This is a genomic window from Paenibacillus whitsoniae, assembly GCF_003955665.1.
In the GTDB taxonomy this organism is placed as follows: Bacteria; Bacillota; Bacilli; order Paenibacillales; family NBRC-103111; genus Paenibacillus_E; species Paenibacillus_E whitsoniae.
Genome location: NZ_RXHU01000002.1, coordinates 51882 through 70863, shown reverse-complemented (window position 1 = coordinate 70863; position 18982 = coordinate 51882). Strand labels below are relative to the sequence as shown.

Below are 18982 nucleotides of genomic sequence, written 5' to 3'. Positions count from 1 at the left end.
TAGGTTTTACATGATCTGTGCCCGTACGACGAAGGATGTGAGAGAACACGATGTCTAGGAAAAAATGGCTTACCGCGCTCGCGATTGTCGCGGTGCTGGCCGTCGCCTTTTTCTGGGGCGGCGACCGGCCAGCGGGCCCGGCGACGCTGCCGAGCGGTGTGGCCGCCGGCACCGCCAGCCCGGCAGCGCCGCAAGGCGCAGCCAGCGGCGAGCAAGGCCGTGCCGCAGCCGGCGGCACGGCGGCGGCTGGCGAGGCCGCCCCCGCCCCAGCCGCGTCGGGCGGCGCTGGCGCCCTGGCGGCCGGTGCAACGCCGGCCGCAACCGCCGCGGCGGCGTCCAGCGCGCCGCCAGCGCCCGGCGCCGCTGCGCAGCCCGCGTCGCCGGCCGGCGAGCCGCAGACGGCTGCGCCAAGCGCGGCCCCGGCGCAGCCGTCGCCATCGGCGGCACCGCCTGCGAGCCCGCCGCCCGCCGCGGCCGCATCACCGCCCGCCGCGGCCGCAGCACCGCCCGCCGCGGCCGCAGCACCGGCCGCCGCGCCATCGCCGCCGCCGGCGCAGGAACGCTACGCGACCGATCCTGTGCCGGCAGGCAAGCCTAAACCGACCGAGTGGCAGGAGGCCACGGTTGATAAGAACAAGCCGCTGACGGCCACGCTTTTCGTGACCAGCGCGACGATTTTGAACAATTTGAATCGGTTTGACAAGGACAAATTGGAAGTGCTGCCGCCGGACGGCGTTATTTACAAGCGGCAGACGGTCACTTTTTATGACGGGGAATCGGTCTTCGATGTCCTGCTGCGCGAGATGAAAAGGAACAAAATCCACATGGAATTCACCATGACACCCCTCTACAATAGTAACTATATCGAGGGGATTCATAATATTTACGAATTCGACTGCGGCGAGCTGAGCGGGTGGATGTACAAAGTGAACGGCTGGTATCCGAATTACGGGGCGAGTCGGTATCGGCTGAAGGACGGAGACGCCATCGAATGGGTATACACTTGCGATTTGGGCCGGGATATCGGCGGCGGGGACGCGGGAGGCAACCGATGAGGAGAGACAGCTTTGCCGCGTATCATCCGGTATTGAATTTCGCCTATTACGCCGCTGTGCTTCTGTGCAGCATGCTGTTTCTGCACCCGGTGCTCCAGGTGTTTTCCTTGCTCGGCGCCTTACTGTACGCGCTTCGTCTGCGAGGTCGAACGGCGCTCCGCTTCAGCCTAATCTATATGCTGCCGCTGCTCGTAGTGACGGCCGTGCTCAATCCGCTCTGGCATCATGCGGGGGTGACCATTCTGTTCTATCTGCATAACGGCAATCCGATTACGCTGGAGTCGGTGCTGTATGGCGCCGCTTCGGCCTGCATGTTCGTAACGGTGGTGCTGTGGTTCACAAGTTTCAACGTGGTCATCACATCGGACAAATGGATGTATGTATTCGGCAAAATGATGCCCGCACTCGCGCTTATGTTCTCCATGACGCTGCGGTTTGTACCGCGGTATGCGGCGCAGCTCCGCAAAATTGCCAGCGCGCAGCGCACCATCGGCCGCGAGGCGGCTCAAGGTTCCGTGCTGGGAAGAGCGCGGCACGGGCTGCGGCTGGTGTCCATCCTGACCACATGGGCGCTGGAAAACGCCATCGATACCGCCGACGCCATGAAAGCCCGCGGTTATGGGCTGCCCGGGCGAACGAGCTTTGCGCTGTACCGCTGGGCTCGCCGCGATTCCGCGCTGGCTGTGGCGCTCGGCGTTTTGCTGGGCATCGTGGCGGCAAGCGTGTGGACGGGGCAGAATGCGATCCGCTTTTTCCCGTCGCTGAAATTTCAGACCCTGACGCCGCTAGGGCTGGCGGGGGATGCGGCTTGGGGCATCCTGTGCCTGCTGCCGGTCGCAATTCAACTTGTGGAGGATCTACGATGGAAATTTATCATCTCCAGGATATAAGCTTTACGTTCCCGGAACAGGAGCGGCCAGCGCTAGCTGACGTCACCCTCACGATTACCGGCGGGCAGTTCGTCACAATTTGTGGGCAATCCGGCTCGGGCAAAAGCACACTGCTCCGTCACCTTAAACCGGCGCTCACCCCGCACGGCCGACGCACCGGCTCGATTGCCTACCAAGGGCAGCCGCTCGACAAGCTCGACGTGCGTGCGCAAGCCGCGGATATCGGATTCGTGCTGCAAAGTCCGGACAATCAGATCGTCACCGATAAAGTGTGGCACGAACTGGCGTTTGGTCTGGAAAGTCTGGGGCTGAATACAGCGGCGATTCGGCTGCGGGTGGCGGAGATGGCGAGCTTTTTCGGCATGCAGGCCTGGTTCCACAAGAGCGTGGGAGAACTATCGGGCGGGCAAAAGCAACTGCTGAATCTCGCCTCGATCATGGCGATGCAGCCTTCGGTGCTCATTTTGGATGAGCCGACGTCCCAGCTGGATCCGATTGCTGCTGTGGAATTTCTTGAAACGGTGAGCAAAATCAATCGCGAGCTCGGCACGACCATTATCATGACCGAGCATCGCTTGGAAGAAGTGCTGCCGTTGACGGATCGGCTGGTTGTGCTGGACCGTGGCAAGATCGTGGCCGACGGTCCTCCGGCGGAGGTAGCGGATCGGATGCGCGAGTTGCGGCATCCGATGCATGCTGCTATGCCGACGCCGCTGCATATTTATGCGGGCGTCCCGAATGCCCTGAAGCCGCCGCTTACGGTCAAAGAGGGGCGGCAGTGGCTGGATGAACTGCTGCGAGGCAAAGCGCCGGCGGCAGCTCCTGCACCTGCTGAGCCCCCTTCTGTCGCTCTGCAGCGGCCGACTGTCATTCAGGTGCGGGACGCCTGGTTCCGCTATGAGCGGGATGGGGCGGACGTGATCAAAGACCTTGCGCTGGAAGTCCGAGAGGGGGAGTTTGCCTGCATCGTCGGCGGCAACGGAACGGGCAAGACGACGATGTTGTCTCTTCTGAGCGGCGAGCTTCAGCCTTATCGCGGGAAGGTGCAGGTACTTGGGCACAATCCCGCCAAGCGAAGCGCGAGGTCTTTGTTTGAGCGGGGCTTGGCTATCCTGCCGCAAAACCCGACCTCCCTCTTCGTACAGAAAACCGTGGAGCAGGATCTGTACGAGATGCTCTCGGAGTCGGGGCTGACGATGGAGGAAAAGCGGCGCAGCTTAGCCGAAGTGGTGCAGTTGGCCGAACTGGACGACTTGCTGTGCCGGCATCCCTACGACCTGAGCGGCGGGGAGCAGCAGCGGGCGGCGCTAGCCAAGGTGCTTCTGCTGAACCCGCGTATTCTGCTGCTGGATGAGCCGACGAAGGGCTTGGATGCTTTTTACAAAGCGAAGCTTGGGGGCATACTCAGCAAGCTGCATGAGAATGGCGTGACGATCCTGCTGGTGTCGCACGATATTGAATTTTGCGCGAGGTATGGGGAGAGATGCGCGATGTTTTTTGATGGCAGCGTTGTGACGGCGGGACCGGCGGCTGCGTTTTTTGCGGGCAACCGCTTCTATACGACGGCAGCGAATCGCATGGCGCGCCATTTATGGCCAAGTGCTGTTCTGAGTGAGGAGGTGCGTGACTTATGTCAGCAAAGCCTGCGACTCCATCCGGTTTAAGCCGCCGCACCAAGCTCGCAGCGCTGCTTATTTTGCTGGTCATTCCGGCTACGATGGTCTTGGGGATTTGGGTGCTGGACGATCGCAAGTACTACTTCATCTCGCTGCTCATCATCCTTTACACGATGGCACCGTTCGTGATGGTCTTCGAAAGCCGCAAGCCGCAGGCAAGGGAACTGGTCGTCATCGCGGTGCTGACGGCGATTGCCGTAGCGGGGCGCGGGGCGTTCTTCATGCTGCCGCAGTTCAAGCCAGTCGTTGCCATCGTCATTATTGCCGGCGTTTCCTTTGGCGCCGAGGCGGGCTTTCTGGTCGGGGCAGCGGCAGGATTCGTATCCAATTTCTTCTTCGGGCAAGGGCCATGGACGCCATGGCAAATGTTCGGTTTCGGGATTATCGGCTTCTTGGGGGGACTCCTGTTCCGTGCAGGATGGCTCAAGTCATCCCGGCTTTCCCTGTGCGTATTCGGCGGACTGGCTACGCTGATCATCTACGGTGGTCTGCTCAATTTAAGTACGGTGCTGACAGGGATGTCGAGTTTCTCCTGGGGAATGCTGGCCTCCGTCTACGCCTCAGGCTTCTGGTTCGACCTTGTGCATGCGACGGCGACGGTATTTTTCTTGCTGGTTTTGGCTAGGCCCATGCTGGAGAAGCTCGAGCGGGTGAAACGAAAATATGGCCTGCTGGAGGAGCGGTAGAACTGCTGCCCCATCTACCTATAGGGTTGTCCAATCGGGGCGGCCTTTTTCTTATGCCCGATAGGGGCACAGGGCTATTTTTCGCTAAAATAAGCGACAATTCGGGCCGGTGAAGGCATCAACCGACTGGAAAATTAGACCAATTACATCATGACAGCCAAACGGCAGTCTGATATGCTTGCAGCGCATAGAGTCATGAAAGAAAGGGAGGCCAATGATGCATCGATTATGGAAACCACTATCCGCGTTTCTCACTGGGGTTGCGCTGCTGGCAGGCGGTTTGACGCTAGGCGGGCCCACAGCGGGTGCGACAGCCGAGGTGTATAGTCTCAGTATCCGTGAGCCTGGAGGAGCGTGGAATGAAAGTTTGCCTTTTGTTGTGGCGGAGAAGCCGTTCGTCCTCCTGTACAGTACGACCGCTGCCGTCTCTACGTCGATTGACGATGCTTTGTTTTACTCGCGCGACAACGGCGTTAGCTGGATTACGCTCACGCGCGGCGAGGGCGGCAAACTGACGCTTCCGATGGACCCGAGCCTCACGTCCGTGCGGTTTCGCGTGCACGCCTGGTTCGATCCGCTGGTCGGCAGCAACAGTGAGAGCGATTTGGTGTCGGCGCCGTATCCTGTTAAGCAGCCGGGCGGGCCGAGCGATGTGAGCGCAGCGGCAAATACGGACGGATCGGTGACGCTGTCGTGGCTCGATAACTCCAATATCGAGTCCTATTATGAAGTGAAGCGGACAGGGCCGGACGGAACTAAAGTTTTCGAGGTGCGGGGGCACAACGAGACGACTGGGGCGCTCACGTATGTCGATTCGCAGACGAGCAAAACCCAGGAAACGTGGTATGTGTACCAGATCAGGGCGGTTTTTCTGGATTTTCAACTGCCGGATTACCTGATTCCCAGCGATGGCGTCACGATTGTAGAATCCACGCCGCCGCTTGCCGGTATCAAGGATATTAGCAAGATTGACGCCCCTATACGGAAAGTATCCGGGATTCAGCCGATTCTGAAGAGCGGCAAGACGCAGCTGGACGGTATTCAGGATATTGCCAAAATCATAGTCGACCCGAACCTCATTCCAAAGCTGGATGGCGTGATTGTCAAAGTCCCCGACCTGTTCGCCGGGGCAAGCGCGTGGGCATTGCCGGAGTTGAAGCAGGCGTTCGGTCTCGGCCTCACGACAAGCGAAACGCTCGGCAAGTACACCGAGGCGATTACACGTGAGGATTACGCCAGCCTGGCGGTCAGACTGTACGAGAAACTGACGGGCAAGACGCTCGCGCCGGACACGATGCCCGTGTTCAAGGACACGAACAACAGCCATGTGAATCAGGCCTATCGGTTGGGTATTGTGAACGGGCTGACGGCCGACACGTTCGGTCCGACCCAGCTCATCTCCCGGCAGGAGATGAGCGTCATGCTGCTGCGCACGGTGCATGCGGCGAAGCCAGGGGTCACGTTGGATGTTGCCGCCCGGAAAACGTTCCTCGATTCGGCCGACATCGCGGACTGGGCGAAGGACGGCATGAATTTTGCTTTGAACTACGGCATTATGAATGGGATGACCGGGAATTATCTCGATCCGCTAGGCAATACGACGCGGGAACAGGCGATTCTGCTGTCGCTGCGCACGTACTTGGCGACGGCGGCGTTGTATTAGTTCGGCAGGGGGCGTCACGAATGCCGACGGCGCGTTGCTGGAGCTTACGGTTGCCACTGCGGCTAGTTGGCCCTAAATCGTTCGTTTCAAACTGCAACGGTTGCCACGGAGCCTATTTGCATCAAATCAGCGCCATTTCACCAGATTTCATCAAAATAAGCACGGTGGCGACCGTTAGACTCCGAATGGCCCACTTTTCGGGACAATAAGCGCTGTGGTAACCGTTAACGTAATCAACTGGGCGTAATCCCCCCATTTGCAAGGTATTTATTGTGTTCAAGATAATGCTTATTTATCTTACCAAATACCCCAATAAAAATATCAACGGCAGCTTTGGACGAGAAAATAAAGTCCTGACTGCCGTATTTTAAGCTTTCGAATTCGTCCCTCGGTTTAGCGAAATAACACCTTTAACGTTAATGCCTCGATATTTTTGAGTGTTGCTGATTGAAATTCTAATGAGATATCTTCGAGGAGCAGTATTTATCGGCCCTACAATTCGTAAAACGTAACGTTTCAAATTTTTCAGCCCTATGGCAAGGGCTTCCCCGACCTTAGTACTGGCGCGGCAAGGAAATGGTGCAAATTCAGAACTTACGGCAAAGATGTGCTTCATAATTGAACTTCTTGGCACTAAGATAACCTAAAATCAAATGATTTTAGGCAATAAATTTATTCAAATAGTGGTAAAGAAATAGTTCAAGTCACATAATGACACAAATCTCAAATCTCCCTACATTTTAGTTAGCCGCTCCTTTTTGTCAGTCTTTTTGATGGGTGGGATTGCGTCATTTCAATGCGGGTATGGAAAGTCTGAGAATGTTTGGGGAATAGTACTTCATTATGAACAGTAATGGAGCGTGAGGAATGAAAGTATTATCCATGATTCAACCGTGGGCGACTCTGCTTGTCCAAGGCGAGACTCTCTATGAAACTAGATCATGGAAGACCCGGTATCGCGGACCGTTGGCCATTCACGCAAGCAAGAAAGTCGATAAGCAGGCCTGCAAATATGAACCCATCCGTTCTTTACTCGCCAAGAATGGCTATACAGAACAAAACCTCCCTACGGGGGTTATCCTTGCAACTTGCGAGCTTACAAATTGTTATCAAGTCATCGACGCTAATCATACGTCAGCCATTCTGGATTGCGGGAAGGTCGTGACGGGGGATGACCTCTTGTTAGGTGATTACAGCCCAGGCTATTTTGCGTGGGAAATAGCGGGTTTCCGTCTGCTGAAGCCCTATATTCCAGTGAAGGGAAAACTGGGACTATGGGAATATCCGATAGGCGAAGAGATGATGATATGACCTATGTAAACAATCAATTAATGGAGGTTCTTTACCGCGATTTCCTGGATTTTCACAATAATTTCTCCTTTGGACCACTTGCCCTAGAGTTCACTTCATAGTTTATGCTTAACATGTTCAAGCGGTCAACTCATGAAGGAGGATATCAATATGCACGTATTTGTTACAGGAGCAACAGGGTATGTCGGTTCCGCGGTCGTCCGGGAACTGATCGGCGCGGGACATACAGTGTCGGGTCTTTGCCGTTCTGAAGAGAAAGCCTCGGAATTAAAGGCGGCAGGAGCCGAAGCGCTGTACGGCACGCTTGACGATCTCGATACGCTGGGCAGCGCCGCCGCGGATGCGGACGGCGTGATTCATCTGGCGTTCACCAACGATTTTTCCGATTTTGAAGGTGCGCTGGCTCTGGATTTGCGGGCCGTTAAAGTCATGGGAGCTGCGCTCGAAGGCTCCGGGAAGCCGTTTATTACGACGGCTCACGCAAATGGATATACCGTGGATGATGCAGTGCTCGCAATGGCAGAGCGGGATATTCGGACATCGATCGTCTCGCTTGCACCGTCCGTACATGGCAAGGGCGATAAGGGCTTTGTGCCAATGATGATCAACATCGCCCGGGCGAAGGGCTTCGCCGCCTACATAGGCGAAGGAACGAACCGCTGGCCGGCGGTTCACCGCCTGGATGCGGCGGTTCTGTATCGTCTGGCGCTGGAATCCGCCCCGGCGGGCTCACGGTTGCTTGGAGCCGGCGAGGAAGGCATTTCGCTCCGCGAGATCGCCGCGGTCATCGGACGGCAATTGAATGTGCCGGCGGTCAGCATAACATCTGAAGAAGCTGCCGCCCATTTCGGCTTTCTTGGCCCCATTGCGGCATTTGACATCACCAGCTTGTACAACACTGCGCAAGCGAGTCTGGCAACACGGGAGCTTCTAGGCTGGAAACCGAGACAGCCGGGACTGATCGCCGATCTTGAAGAAGGGCATTATTTTTCATAAAAATCGAGGGTGTACCAAAAGGTCCTTAAATGACTGCTTGGAACACCCTTCTTATTATTACTTCGACTGAAAATTCAAGTCATAGACTTCCACCGTTTTATTGAACTCTAACGTGTCCCGGTATACGTATGCGACTGCTGGGTGGCCCTGCACGTTCCTCACGCCGTTGAGCAGGAATAGCGGAACGACATGCCGCTATTTGGAACAATTTCATCGTATTCAATCTCGAATTATTCGGGTCTAAAACCATCAAACTTGCTTAAAACAGTGTAAATAGGGTCCTCTCGTTCCCCAGATGGTATAAAATCCGCCAATTGATTAAAAATAGCGCCGTTTCGTTCCTCCTCTTCATTTCGCGACGGGATGTGCCATACCGACAGCCAATCAGCAACAGAATCCATTGGAAAACTCCCGACATGCGCGGGAGTTTTCTGCTGCATCGGGGTTCTGACGATCGACTGCCCTACGCCGGCGAAGCAACGCGCCCAGGATTCGTGCACATTGGTAGCAGCAGGCATGTTCCCATCAGAAGGCAAAAGCAGTCTACTCGCATCTCGCCGCCCCGTGTTCGCAATATCTTTACATAAAATAGCAACATCGCTGTATAAACAAACTTTTTAAAACTTGGTATGATGGAGAGTAATAGATACGTAAGCGATTTCAAATTTCAATTACTTTCAACCGGAGGGTGGGAGAGAGATGTCAGATACGCCGATACGTGTGTTGATCGTGGACGATGAGCTGCCCCTGCGCCAAGAATTGCGTTCCCTGCCATGGTCTTCGTTCGGCGCGGAATTTGCGGGCGAGGCCGAGAACGGTGAGGAAGCCTTGGAGCTGTGTGAGAAGCTGCAGCCGGATTTAGTCGTTACGGATATCACCATGCCGATCATGAACGGTATGGAGCTGTTCCGGGCGATTAAGCAGAAATGGCCTTTCATGCAAGTCGTGCTGCTCACCTGTCACAGCGATTTCCACTATGCGCAGGAAGCGCTGAAGCTGGGAGCTTTGGACTATTTCACCAAGCTTGCTTTGGAAGAGGGAGATCTGCAAGCCTCTATCGATAAAACGAGAGCGTCCCTGCGGCGTGAACAAGATCTGCGGCGCTACGGACAAGAGCAGCTGCGGCGGGAATTGTCCAAGGGGATCGTCACCTTGTCCCATGGAGAAGCCGCGCCGTTGACTGCGCAGTCCCAGGTATGGGCAGCGTGGGGCGGCAGCGCGCCGTTCTATCCGGTGCGGCTGCACCTCGACGCCAAGGAGAGCGACCGATTTCATGTGCTGTACGAAATCGAGCGCATCCTCGCCGAGGCTGAAGCGCAGCCTGCCTTTCACTGGTGCCCGATCGGCGATCGCGAGATCGTGCTGGTGTTTGCGGACGCGCCGGACGAAGCCGCCAGTATGGCCGGCATGCAGCGCGTGATGGCGCGGCTCCATGCGGAGCTGGAGCAAGCGCTGCCCTACATGAGCGGCGCGTACCGGCTCATGGCGGTCGTCGGCGGGCGGGTCGCCGCCCCGCATGACGTGGTGCCGGCGCTGCGCGCATCCGCGATGACGCCGGCGCAGCTGTTCTACGGGCGGCCGTGGACGACCGCCCTGGCGAGTGAAGCGGCGCACATGCTGCCCGCGCCGGACGAGCACCCCGAAGCGCAGGCGCTGCGCCTGCGCTGGCAGGAAGCCGCAGCCGACAAGGACGCGCTGCGGCGATTGTACCAAGAAGGGCTGGCCCCGTGGGCCGCAGCCCATCGATTCGATCCCGACAAGCTGAAAGCTTTTGTCGGGGGGCTGCGCGAGGCTGCGAGCGCTGCGCACGCGCAGCTCCGGCATGCTCAGTTTGACGCGGTCACCGCCGAGCTGCGCGCGGCGCCGACGCTGACGGAGCTGATCAGCGCCTGCCTGCGGGAGCTGGAACACGGCACGGCCGAGCCGGCGCGCCGAGTGCGCAAGGAAGTGCAGCAGGCGCGGCGCATCATCGAGCAGAAGCTCGGCGAGCCGCTGACGCTGACCTCCGTGTCGGAAGAGGTGGGGCTCAGCTCGTATTATTTGAGCCGACTGTTCAAGGAGGAGACGGGTGAAGCCTTCAACGACTACATCACGCGGCTGCGGATGGAGAAGGCGGTGCATCTGCTGCAGACGACACAGCTCAAGGTGTACGAGGTCGCCGAGCACGTCGGCATTCCGAGCTATCGCTATTTCTCGCAGTTGTTCCGCAACTGGACCGGCGTGGCACCGACAGAATACAAAAAAGGATGATTCCGCATGAAAGCAATCGTATCCTGGTTTGGCAGCTGGAGTATGCTGGCCAAACATTTTCTTTTTTTATCGTTAGCGACGGTGGTGCTGCTTGGCGGTCTTGCTTGGCTGAACTTGCGTGAAGCGGAGCATGTATTCCGCAAGCAGGTAGTCATGGATGCGCAAATTATTATTGACCGCACGAATCTGTATATGAATGCGTATCTGGATAACGTGCAAAATATTCTTATGCTGATTTCCACCCGCGACGATCTGCTGGACGATGGCAAGGAAAAGGAAGCATCCGACGTACTGCGCAACTATGCAAGCAAGAACAGCACCCTGTACAAAAATCTGTACCTGGTGCGGGAAGACGGTCACGTCATTACGAACTCGCAGACGACGTTCGATATCGTTGGCAATCCATATATCCAATCCTTGCTTGCGAAAGCCAAGCAAACGTACGGCATGTTCATCACAGAGCCTTACCAGTCTCCCATGTCCGGCAAAACGGTGGCGTTCGTGCTGCCCATAGAATCGTCGCAGACCAAGTCGTACAAAGGAATTGCGGTGGTGGAGATCGATCTGGTGCAACTGACGAACATGTTGGCGCAGTTCATGAACACGAAGAATCAGACGTTTGCGATCATCACGAATAAAAAGAATATCGTCCACGCCTTTGATGCCTCGCTGCCGCTGAGTTCCTATCGGCTGTTGCCGTATAATACGTCTGTCTTTCCGCCGGAGTTAAGGCCGGACTTCGTGGAACAGATCTCCGATCTGCCGGTAGGCGCCTCAGAACTGGAAGGTCCGCAAGGCGGACTCGTTGCGGTCAAGGCAGGCATGAACAAGCTGGGGTGGTACTTCGTCGCATTTTATGAAAATAGTTATTTTTACCAAAGTATACAAAGTTTATATAAAAACTTCAGCACAGCGGCAGTCTTCTGGATTATTATCATTTTGGCGAGCACCTATATGATTTCCCGGTATATTACACTGCCAGTTCGTACGCTGGTGGCTAAAATGGATCGCGTACGCGATGTAGATGTGCAGCATACCATTCATGTGACCGGCAGCGACGAGATCGGACGGCTGGCGCGAAGCTATAATGCGATGATGGAGCGGATTCACAACTTGCTTCAGGAAACGAGGGAGGCCGAGCATCGGAAGAAACAGTTCGAGCTAAAAATGCTGCAAAGCCAGATTGCGCCGCATTTTCTCTACAATACGCTAGCCTGTATATCGAGCCTTGCCAAACAGCACAAAATTCAGGAGGTTCGGGAAACGATCAAAGCCTTGGTGGGGTTGCTGTCGTTTTCCTTCGATAAAAGCTCGGAGTTCGTCACCTTGGATGAAGAACTGGAGGGGCTGCGGATGTATGCGTACATTCAACAAATCCGTTACGGCGACAAATTCACGATGACGATTGAAGCTGCGCCGGAAACGGCCAAGCTGCGCATCCTGAAGCTGACCCTGCAGCCGCTCGTCGAGAATGCCATTTTTCACGGCTTGGTACCGCTGAAACGGCCGGGCACGATTCGCGTTCGGGCCAAGTGCGTCAAGAACAAGCTAATCGTGACAATTCGTGATGATGGCATGGGGATGAACGCCGATCAGTTGAACAGTTTGTTTGCCGAACGCGGCAAGGCACCCAGCAAACACCGATTTACCGGCATCGGTGTCATGAATGTGCATGAGCGGATCGGGCTCAACTTTGGCTCGGCCTATGGGCTTTCCATTTTCAGTCGACCTGGGGTTGGAACACTCGTTCGAATTGAGCTGCCGGCTGTGGAACATGCAGAAATCACCAAATAAAGCGTTTGCAAGAATTCGAACATTTTAGCAGGATCACTGTATATTTTCCGAAGAAAGCGCTTGCTATACTGAAATCAATCCAAGAGAGAGCAAGCAAGCTGACGGAAAAGAGGTGGCCTTATGGAACAACAGATGGTCGTACATCGTGATGCGAAGGCCGGAAGCAAGGCCAGAGAAAAGAAGGGAAGGCTGTCCGCCAAGCAGGTATGGGCGTTTCGCGCTTTTTATCTGATGCTGCTGCCGGGCGTGCTGTATTTTATAATCTTCCGCTATGTTCCGATGTACGGCATTATTATTGCATTTAAGGATTATCAAATGCTCGACGGGATTCTGAAGAGCGACTGGGCACATCCATGGTACAAGCATTTTGAAACATTTTTCAACTCTCCGTATTTCGGGCAGTTGATGGTAAACACGCTGCTGATCTCGGTGTATAAATTAGTGTTTGGCACGATTCCGCCGATTGTCATGGCGCTGCTGCTGAACGAATGCCGCCTCCGTTGGTTCAAGACGGCCGTGCAGACACTGACCTACATGCCGCACTTCCTGTCCTGGGTCATTATCTACGGGATTCTGATCGCACTGCTGTCGCAAAGCTCGGGTCTCGTGAACAACTGGATCGAAGACGCCGGCGGGAAGGCCATCGGGTTTATGACGTCGGTCGATTATTTCCGGGCGATCCTGGTCGGTTCGGAAATCTGGAAAGATCTTGGCTGGGGCGCTATTATTTATCTCGCTTCGATGGCGGCCATCGATCCGACTTTGTACGAAGCCGCTCGCGTGGACGGGGCAAGCCGCCTACGCATGATATGGCACATTACTTTACCCGGTATTCGCAATGTCATTGTGCTGCTCCTGATTCTGAAGCTGGGTCATATTATGGATGCCGGATTCGATCAGATTTACATTTTGTATAACATTCAAGTATACGCCGTTGCCGATATTTTGGATACCTGGGTGTTCCGGACAGGGCTGCAGCAGTTGAATTTCTCGTTAGGTGCAGCTGTCGGCTTGTTCAAATCGCTGATTGGTCTCGTGCTGGTGCTTGGTTCCAATCAACTATCGAAGAAATGGGGTGAGGGCATATGGTAAGAGGCTGGGAGGACCGAATTGTAAACGCTGTCGTCATCGTTGTGCTGAGTCTTGCCGCTTTGGCAGCCATATTCCCGCTGATGTACGTCGTATCCGTCTCCATCACCCCGTTCTCCGAGGTTTTGAAAAATGGCGGCTTTATCCTGATTCCCAAATCGATTACGTTCACCGCTTATCATAAGCTGCTGACCGAAACGGCAATTCCCCGGGCGTTCTGGGTAACGATTATCATTACGGTCGTCGGCACGGTGGTCAATTTGCTGCTGACGCTGCTGATGGCGTATCCGCTCAGCCGCCGCAATATGCCGGGAAGAAGCCTGCTCCTGCTGATGGTCGTGTTCACGATGTTGTTCAGCGGAGGCATCATTCCGACGTACCTGATCGTCAAATCGTTAGGGCTGCTCGATTCCGTGTGGTCGATGATTTTGCCGAATGCCGTTTGGAGCTTCAATGTGCTCATTATGAAAAGCTTTTTCGAAAATCTGCCCGAAGAATTGTTCGAATCCGCCCGCATGGACGGTGCCAAAGAGTTCCGTATTCTGTGGCAAATTGTGCTTCCGCTGTCCGTGCCTTCGATGCTCACGATTGGCCTGTTCTATATGGTGGGTCACTGGAATGAATTTTTCCAAGCGATTATGTATGTGACCGACCGCAGCCTGTTTCCGCTCCAGGTCGTCATTCGCGAGATTCTGATGATGACGCAGCAGCCGCTTGAAAATGCGGAGAATATGCTCCCGACCGAAACCATGCAAATGGCGGCGGTGGTTGCGGCCAGCGTGCCGATTATCCTGGTGTACCCGTTCATCCAAAAGCATTTTGCCAAAGGCATGCTCATGGGTGCTGTCAAAGGTTGATCCCGTTCGCCAGATGCCCGGGACTGCAGCCTGCGCATTCGGTTACGGCAACATACATGCAAGCAAACTGAATTTTCATTTCTGAAAGAAAGAAGGGGTATCGATGAAAAAGAAACTGCTTGTTCCCGCACTACTTGCCATGACATTTGCAGGAGGCACACTGATTGCCGGCTGCGGATCTTCAACTTCCAGCACATCATCGACGAATACGCCGGCCGATAGCTCCAAAGCGGCCGCTACGACCGCTGCAAGCAGCGGCAAAGCGGTTAAGCTCGACATTATTGAAACCGGAAACGGTCTGCCTTCGCCCGATCAAGACATTATCAAGCAGGAGCTTGATAAAGCGCTGAATACGGAAATTAACCTGACCGTCTACGCTTCCGGCGACGACTACAAGAATCAGGTCAACGTGCGCATGGCTTCGGCCAATTTCCCGGATCTTTTTGCGGTGGACCGCCAGCAGCTCAAGCAATTCTCCGATCAGGGGCTGCTGCTCGACCTCACGCCCTATATGGATAAGCTGAAACAGACGAAGGATTTCATCGGAGACGCCTCGCTCAAGAAGGGGCAGTTGAACGGCAAAACGTATGCGATTTCCAAATCGCCGCAAGTGCCTTATAACACTTACTGGATTCGCAAGGATTGGCTGGATAAGCTGAATCTGAAAATGCCGACAACGCCGGAAGAACTCTATAACGTGGCGAAAGCATTTACGGAGCAGGACCCGGATGGCAACGGCAAAAAGGACACTTTTGGCCTCACCGGAAGCAAATTTGCCGCATTTGAACCGATTTGGGGCGCCTATGGTGTCGCTTATGCGGGCGGTGTCCCCAGCTTGTATGTAAAAGACAACAAGATGGTCAATGCGCTGTATGACCCTAATATGAAAGAAGCGCTTGCCTCCACTCAAAAGCTGGTCGCATCGGGAGCGGTCGATCCCGAGTTAATGGCGAATACAGGTCTTCAGCATCAGCAGAAGGCGATTAAAGGGCAAGCCGGCATCGTATACCTGGACTGGCCGAACGTGACGAAAGATCAGTTCGTCGAGCAGATTAAAGCGGTGAATCCGAATGCGAACTGGGTGCAAGTTGAGGCGCTTAAGGGCCCTGGCGGTCAGTTTGTCAGCGGCTATGATATTGGGGCCAGCGCCGGCATGTACGCGATTCCGAAGTCGCTGGAGAAAAATCCGGAGAAACTGCAAAAGGTGTTCGATCTGCTGAACTACGTATCCGGTAAAGACGGTTCCCCGCTTGTGCAGTATGGCGTGAAAGGCAAGCACTACAATCTGGAAGGCACGAAAGTCGTACCTACCGATCTGATGGGCAAGGAGGGTGGCTACTTCTGGCTATACCAATTTACTGGACGTCCGGAAATGGAGTATCTGACGGTGAAATTTGCGCCGCAGGCGAAATTTATGGAATATGCCAGCAAGCAGCCGCATATCGACGTGCTGAACGGGTTCGTAGACTTCCCGAATGGCTATAACGCTGCCGATGCGAATCGCTACATCGAGGAAGAAATGTCCAAGTTCATCTATGGCAAACGTCCGCTCAGCGAATATGACAGTTTCCTTAAGACACTGGAAAGCTCGATGAACTACAAAACGTATCTGGACGCTGCGGAAAAGAGAATTAAAGAGCTAGGTTACGTAAAATAACGTATAGCTGTGTTGGAGCGTGGAAAGTGAGTGGAAAGTTCTTGAAAAAAGGGCTTTCCTCCTCTTTACAAATAGAATTTACACGTGTAAATTTATAACCAAGAAGTAAAACATCTAAGGAGAGTGGCTGTTATGACAACGCAAACTTTGAACGTACCGGCTTTGATCGAACAATTTCATCGTGATGGGTATTTGATTCTGCGCGGGGTACTCTCGCCGGAGAAAGTGAATCGCTTGAATGCGGCGATTGATCGTATTGTGGCAGGCGAGCCTGAGGCGCTGGCGTACAATATCTACAACAGCGTGGAGCGCGATGATGAAATTGCATCACTTATTGACGAGCCGACGCTGCTGCCGCTGATGGTGGGTCTGCTCGGCTATAACATCCAGCTGCACATCTCGCATCTTACCATTCGCAAGCCGAATCCAAACGATGTGAAGACGGAGTCTCAAAGCTTTATCAACTGGCACCAAGATGGCCCGCATCCGCAATTTCCGAAGCAGAACGGTGTGACCTCGACCTACTACATCAAGACGTGCTATATCCTAAGCGACATGTCGGAGCCGAACCGCGGCAATACCAAAATCATTCCGGGTTCTCACAACAAGCCGTTTCACCCGGGTAACCAGGATGTTCGCGGCGAGGTGGAAGGGGAAGTGCAAGTCTGCGGCAAGCCGGGCGATGTCTTCATTTTCCCGCAAAATCTGTGGCACGCCGGCGCACCGAACCATTCCGAGTTTACCCGCCGCCAACTGTTCCTGGGCTACAGCCCGATCTGGATGCGGCCTATCGACTACCACCAAGCATCGGAGCGCCTGTTAGCAAGTGCATCGCCGTACCGGAAGCAGCTGCTTGGCAGCATCGACAGCAATCCGTTTAAATATTACGTGCCAAACGCGGAGATGGTGCCTTTGAAGGAACTGGCTCAGCCGGAGGGCGGAAAAAGTGTGTACGAATAAAAGTGCGGGTGCGGGAAGAGGCGAAAATGGTGGAATACTTGCAGCAACTGAAAGGAAAAGTAGCTTTGGTCACGGGGGCGTCGCGGGGATTGGGGCGCCACATTGCCACGGCGCTGGCGGCAGCGGGGGCCCGCGTAGCGGTCAATTATGCCAACGCTGCGGGGGATGCGGAGGAAACGGTCCGGCTCATCGCCGCTAACGGCGGTGAAGCCGCGGCCTTTTGCGCGAGCGTAACGGAGCCGAGCGAGGTTGAGGCGCTGGCCGCCCGAGTGGAGTCACACTTCGGGCGCGCCATCGACATCGTTGTCAATAACGCGACAGGCCCGCAGCCGATGTTTACCGTCGAGGACAGCACGTGGGAGACGTATCAGGACCAGCTCGACTTCTTCGTCAAAGCGCCGCTGCTTCTGCTAAAGGCTGTGCTTCCCGGCATGAAGCGCCAGGGAGAAGGGTGCATCGTCAACATCGGCAGCGAGGTTGTCCAGCTTGGCAACGCCAACTTCTCGAGCTACGTCACCGCCAAGTCGGCGATGATCGGCATGACCCGCTCGTGGGCGAGCGAGCTGGGTCCGAGCGGCATCCGGGTCAACCTCGTCGCCCCGGGCTGGATTCCCGTCGAGCGCCACGCCGGCGCCGACACCAGGGGCTACGCGGCGGGCGTCCCGCTCGGCCGCGTCGGCGAGCCGGCGGACATCGCCGCCGCCGTTGTGTTCTTGGCCTCCTCGGGTGCGAAGTTCATCACGGGGCAGTGCCTGTCCGTGAACGGGGGCAACACGTTCGGGATATAGGATTTAAGGCTTTGCGGATGACCGGTCTCCCCTGGGGGAGGCCGGTTTTTTTGGCGAACGAAGCCTGCCTCGTCCCTCCCTACATGCAAAAAGTACAGCTAATTTCCATCAAAACGGTTAATTCGCCGATGATCATGTAAAAACTACAGTAAAAATCCAGCAACAGGCGCTTTTTCATTGGAAATGGGGGGGAGTGCAGCGATTTACCTGTACAAAATACAGGATCTTGGCGGAATCAGCCTATTTTTTGAAAATAAGCTGTAGGAAATGCAGGTTCCCGTAACTCCCCTCCACGACAGCTACACGCGCTGCCGCTTGTGAAGGGCTGCTCATCTCATGAAGCGGCGCCCTTGTCTCATCGTCGAGTGCTGCCAGCACGCTAATCCTGTTTGCGTGTTGCTTCGCAGACACAGACGGCAGTTAGATAAAACATAACGACTCAAGCGCCGCCAGCCCCTAAATAAGGCCCCACAATCCGTCGAACGCGCTCCAGCCCTTCCCACATATCGCCCGGCCCGTCGTAGATCAAGACGTAGGCGCCATCATATCCGCTGGCATGTACGCTGTCCAGACATTGGCGCAGCTCAGCTTCGTCTGGCCGACCTGCTTCGTCATAGTGAGGCTTGACGTGGATCGACCTGCTGTAAGGCGTCGTGGCGGCAATCTCCTCATACTTGAGCGGCCCATGATAATTGCCGAAATCGGTAATCATCGCCACCTGACCGGCTGCCTGCTCCATGACCGTCAAGCAATTCGCGCCGGTGGAGAGAAGCGACTTAAAGTTCTCGGTAACGACCTGGACGCCAATGCGCTCTCCGTATTCGCCGAGCGATCGCAGCGAATGGGCGGAAAGCTGCAGCGACGCTTCGTCAGAAGGGCTTGCTTCCCCTGCGATGATGCGAATTCTTTTCGATCCGCATTTGGCGGCGAGCCGGATCCACTCCTGCATGAAGGCATAGTCGGCAGCACGACGCACTTCATCAGGATGCGTCAGATCGCCGTAATCGAGCAGAATCGTATCCAGTGAAATCCGGGCCGCTGCGAAGCGCTCCCGAAGGTCGTGCAAATACCCGTCGTCTGTTGACGGAAAATGAAAATGACAAAGTTCTAAGGCCTGATAGCCTCTTCGCGCAGCTTCCTGCGGAAGCTCCAGCAGCGAGAGAATCTGCGGTTGATCCTGCTCTTTTACCTCATGCATGCGTGTTTCAGGATTCCATACGGTCCAGCGAAGGGGACCGAGCAGACGATGCAGACTCCAGGTGCTGACGGATAAATAGGACATAGGCACACTCCCTTACAAAATGGTCTTG

At 55.3% G+C, this 18982-nt stretch carries 16 protein-coding genes; 14 read left to right on the top strand and 2 right to left on the bottom strand.

From position 1 onward, the window contains the following. Positions 1 to 50 precede the first annotated feature (50 nt). The 7 genes from EJQ19_RS00365 (at position 51) to EJQ19_RS00340 (ending at position 8277) form a co-directional block, all read left to right on the top strand. A complete protein-coding gene (locus EJQ19_RS00365) occupies positions 51 to 1055 on the top strand; it encodes a DUF4430 domain-containing protein (protein WP_126139227.1) in 1005 nt (334 codons plus the stop codon). Continuing rightward, positions 1052 to 1945 carry an energy-coupling factor transporter transmembrane component T gene (locus tag EJQ19_RS00360; protein WP_126139226.1) on the top strand — a complete coding sequence of 298 codons (894 nt, stop codon included), beginning with the start codon at positions 1052 to 1054 and terminating at the stop codon, positions 1943 to 1945. Before EJQ19_RS00365 ends, EJQ19_RS00360 begins: the two co-directional genes overlap by 4 nt. Next, a complete protein-coding gene (locus EJQ19_RS00355; RefSeq protein ID WP_164716238.1) occupies positions 1918 to 3609 on the top strand; it encodes an ABC transporter ATP-binding protein in 1692 nt (563 codons plus the stop codon). Before EJQ19_RS00360 ends, EJQ19_RS00355 begins: the two co-directional genes overlap by 28 nt. Further along, complete coding sequence (locus tag EJQ19_RS31650) at positions 3576 to 4307, top strand: ECF transporter S component (RefSeq protein ID WP_164716237.1); 732 nt, start codon at positions 3576 to 3578, stop codon at positions 4305 to 4307. The genes EJQ19_RS00355 and EJQ19_RS31650 overlap by 34 nt, the downstream gene beginning before the upstream one ends. 217 nt (positions 4308 to 4524) lie before the next feature. Then, the gene (locus EJQ19_RS00350) at positions 4525 to 5970 is read left to right on the top strand and encodes an S-layer homology domain-containing protein (protein ID WP_164716236.1); all 1446 of its coding nucleotides are present in this window, start codon (positions 4525 to 4527) and stop codon (positions 5968 to 5970) included. 867 nt (positions 5971 to 6837) lie between these two features. Continuing rightward, positions 6838 to 7281 carry an ASCH domain-containing protein gene (locus EJQ19_RS00345; protein ID WP_126139224.1) on the top strand — a complete coding sequence of 148 codons (444 nt, stop codon included), beginning with the start codon at positions 6838 to 6840 and terminating at the stop codon, positions 7279 to 7281. A 150-nt stretch (positions 7282 to 7431) separates the two neighbouring features. After that, positions 7432 to 8277 carry an SDR family oxidoreductase gene (locus EJQ19_RS00340; RefSeq protein WP_126139223.1) on the top strand — a complete coding sequence of 282 codons (846 nt, stop codon included), beginning with the start codon at positions 7432 to 7434 and terminating at the stop codon, positions 8275 to 8277. A 230-nt stretch (positions 8278 to 8507) separates the two neighbouring features. Here EJQ19_RS00340 and EJQ19_RS31645 read toward each other — a convergent pair whose 3' ends face one another. Continuing rightward, positions 8508 to 8678 carry a hypothetical protein gene (locus tag EJQ19_RS31645; RefSeq protein WP_164716235.1) on the bottom strand — a complete coding sequence of 57 codons (171 nt, stop codon included), beginning with the start codon at positions 8676 to 8678 and terminating at the stop codon, positions 8508 to 8510. Between the two features lie 298 nt (positions 8679 to 8976). Between EJQ19_RS31645 and EJQ19_RS00335 the strand changes: the two genes are divergently transcribed. The 7 genes from EJQ19_RS00335 to EJQ19_RS00305 all read left to right on the top strand — a co-directional run bounded on the left by EJQ19_RS00335 (position 8977) and on the right by EJQ19_RS00305 (position 17672). Next, the gene (locus EJQ19_RS00335) at positions 8977 to 10527 is read left to right on the top strand and encodes a response regulator (RefSeq protein ID WP_126139222.1); all 1551 of its coding nucleotides are present in this window, start codon (positions 8977 to 8979) and stop codon (positions 10525 to 10527) included. Positions 10528 to 10533: 6 nt separating this feature from the next. Then, positions 10534 to 12321, top strand: coding sequence for a cache domain-containing sensor histidine kinase (locus tag EJQ19_RS00330; protein WP_126139221.1), 1788 nt, complete (start codon positions 10534 to 10536; stop codon positions 12319 to 12321). Between the two features lie 120 nt (positions 12322 to 12441). Beyond that, positions 12442 to 13413: an ABC transporter permease gene (locus EJQ19_RS00325; RefSeq protein ID WP_420901651.1), complete on the top strand. Its 972-nt coding sequence runs from the start codon at positions 12442 to 12444 to the stop codon at positions 13411 to 13413. After that, a complete protein-coding gene (locus tag EJQ19_RS00320; RefSeq protein WP_126139220.1) occupies positions 13407 to 14267 on the top strand; it encodes a carbohydrate ABC transporter permease in 861 nt (286 codons plus the stop codon). The genes EJQ19_RS00325 and EJQ19_RS00320 overlap by 7 nt, the downstream gene beginning before the upstream one ends. 103 nt (positions 14268 to 14370) lie before the next feature. Next, entirely contained in the window at positions 14371 to 15924 is a 1554-nt protein-coding gene (locus EJQ19_RS00315) for an extracellular solute-binding protein (RefSeq protein WP_126139219.1), read from the top strand. 132 nt (positions 15925 to 16056) lie between these two features. Next, a complete protein-coding gene (locus tag EJQ19_RS00310) occupies positions 16057 to 16884 on the top strand; it encodes a phytanoyl-CoA dioxygenase family protein (RefSeq protein WP_126139218.1) in 828 nt (275 codons plus the stop codon). A gap of 26 nt (positions 16885 to 16910) precedes the next feature. Beyond that, the gene (locus tag EJQ19_RS00305) at positions 16911 to 17672 is read left to right on the top strand and encodes an SDR family oxidoreductase (RefSeq protein ID WP_126139217.1); all 762 of its coding nucleotides are present in this window, start codon (positions 16911 to 16913) and stop codon (positions 17670 to 17672) included. Positions 17673 to 18111: 439 nt separating this feature from the next. On the opposite strand, the gene EJQ19_RS00300 is transcribed toward EJQ19_RS00305, so the two are convergent. Continuing rightward, the gene (locus EJQ19_RS00300; RefSeq protein ID WP_126139216.1) at positions 18112 to 18954 is read right to left on the bottom strand and encodes a sugar phosphate isomerase/epimerase family protein; all 843 of its coding nucleotides are present in this window, start codon (positions 18952 to 18954) and stop codon (positions 18112 to 18114) included. Positions 18955 to 18982: the final 28 nt, after the last annotated feature.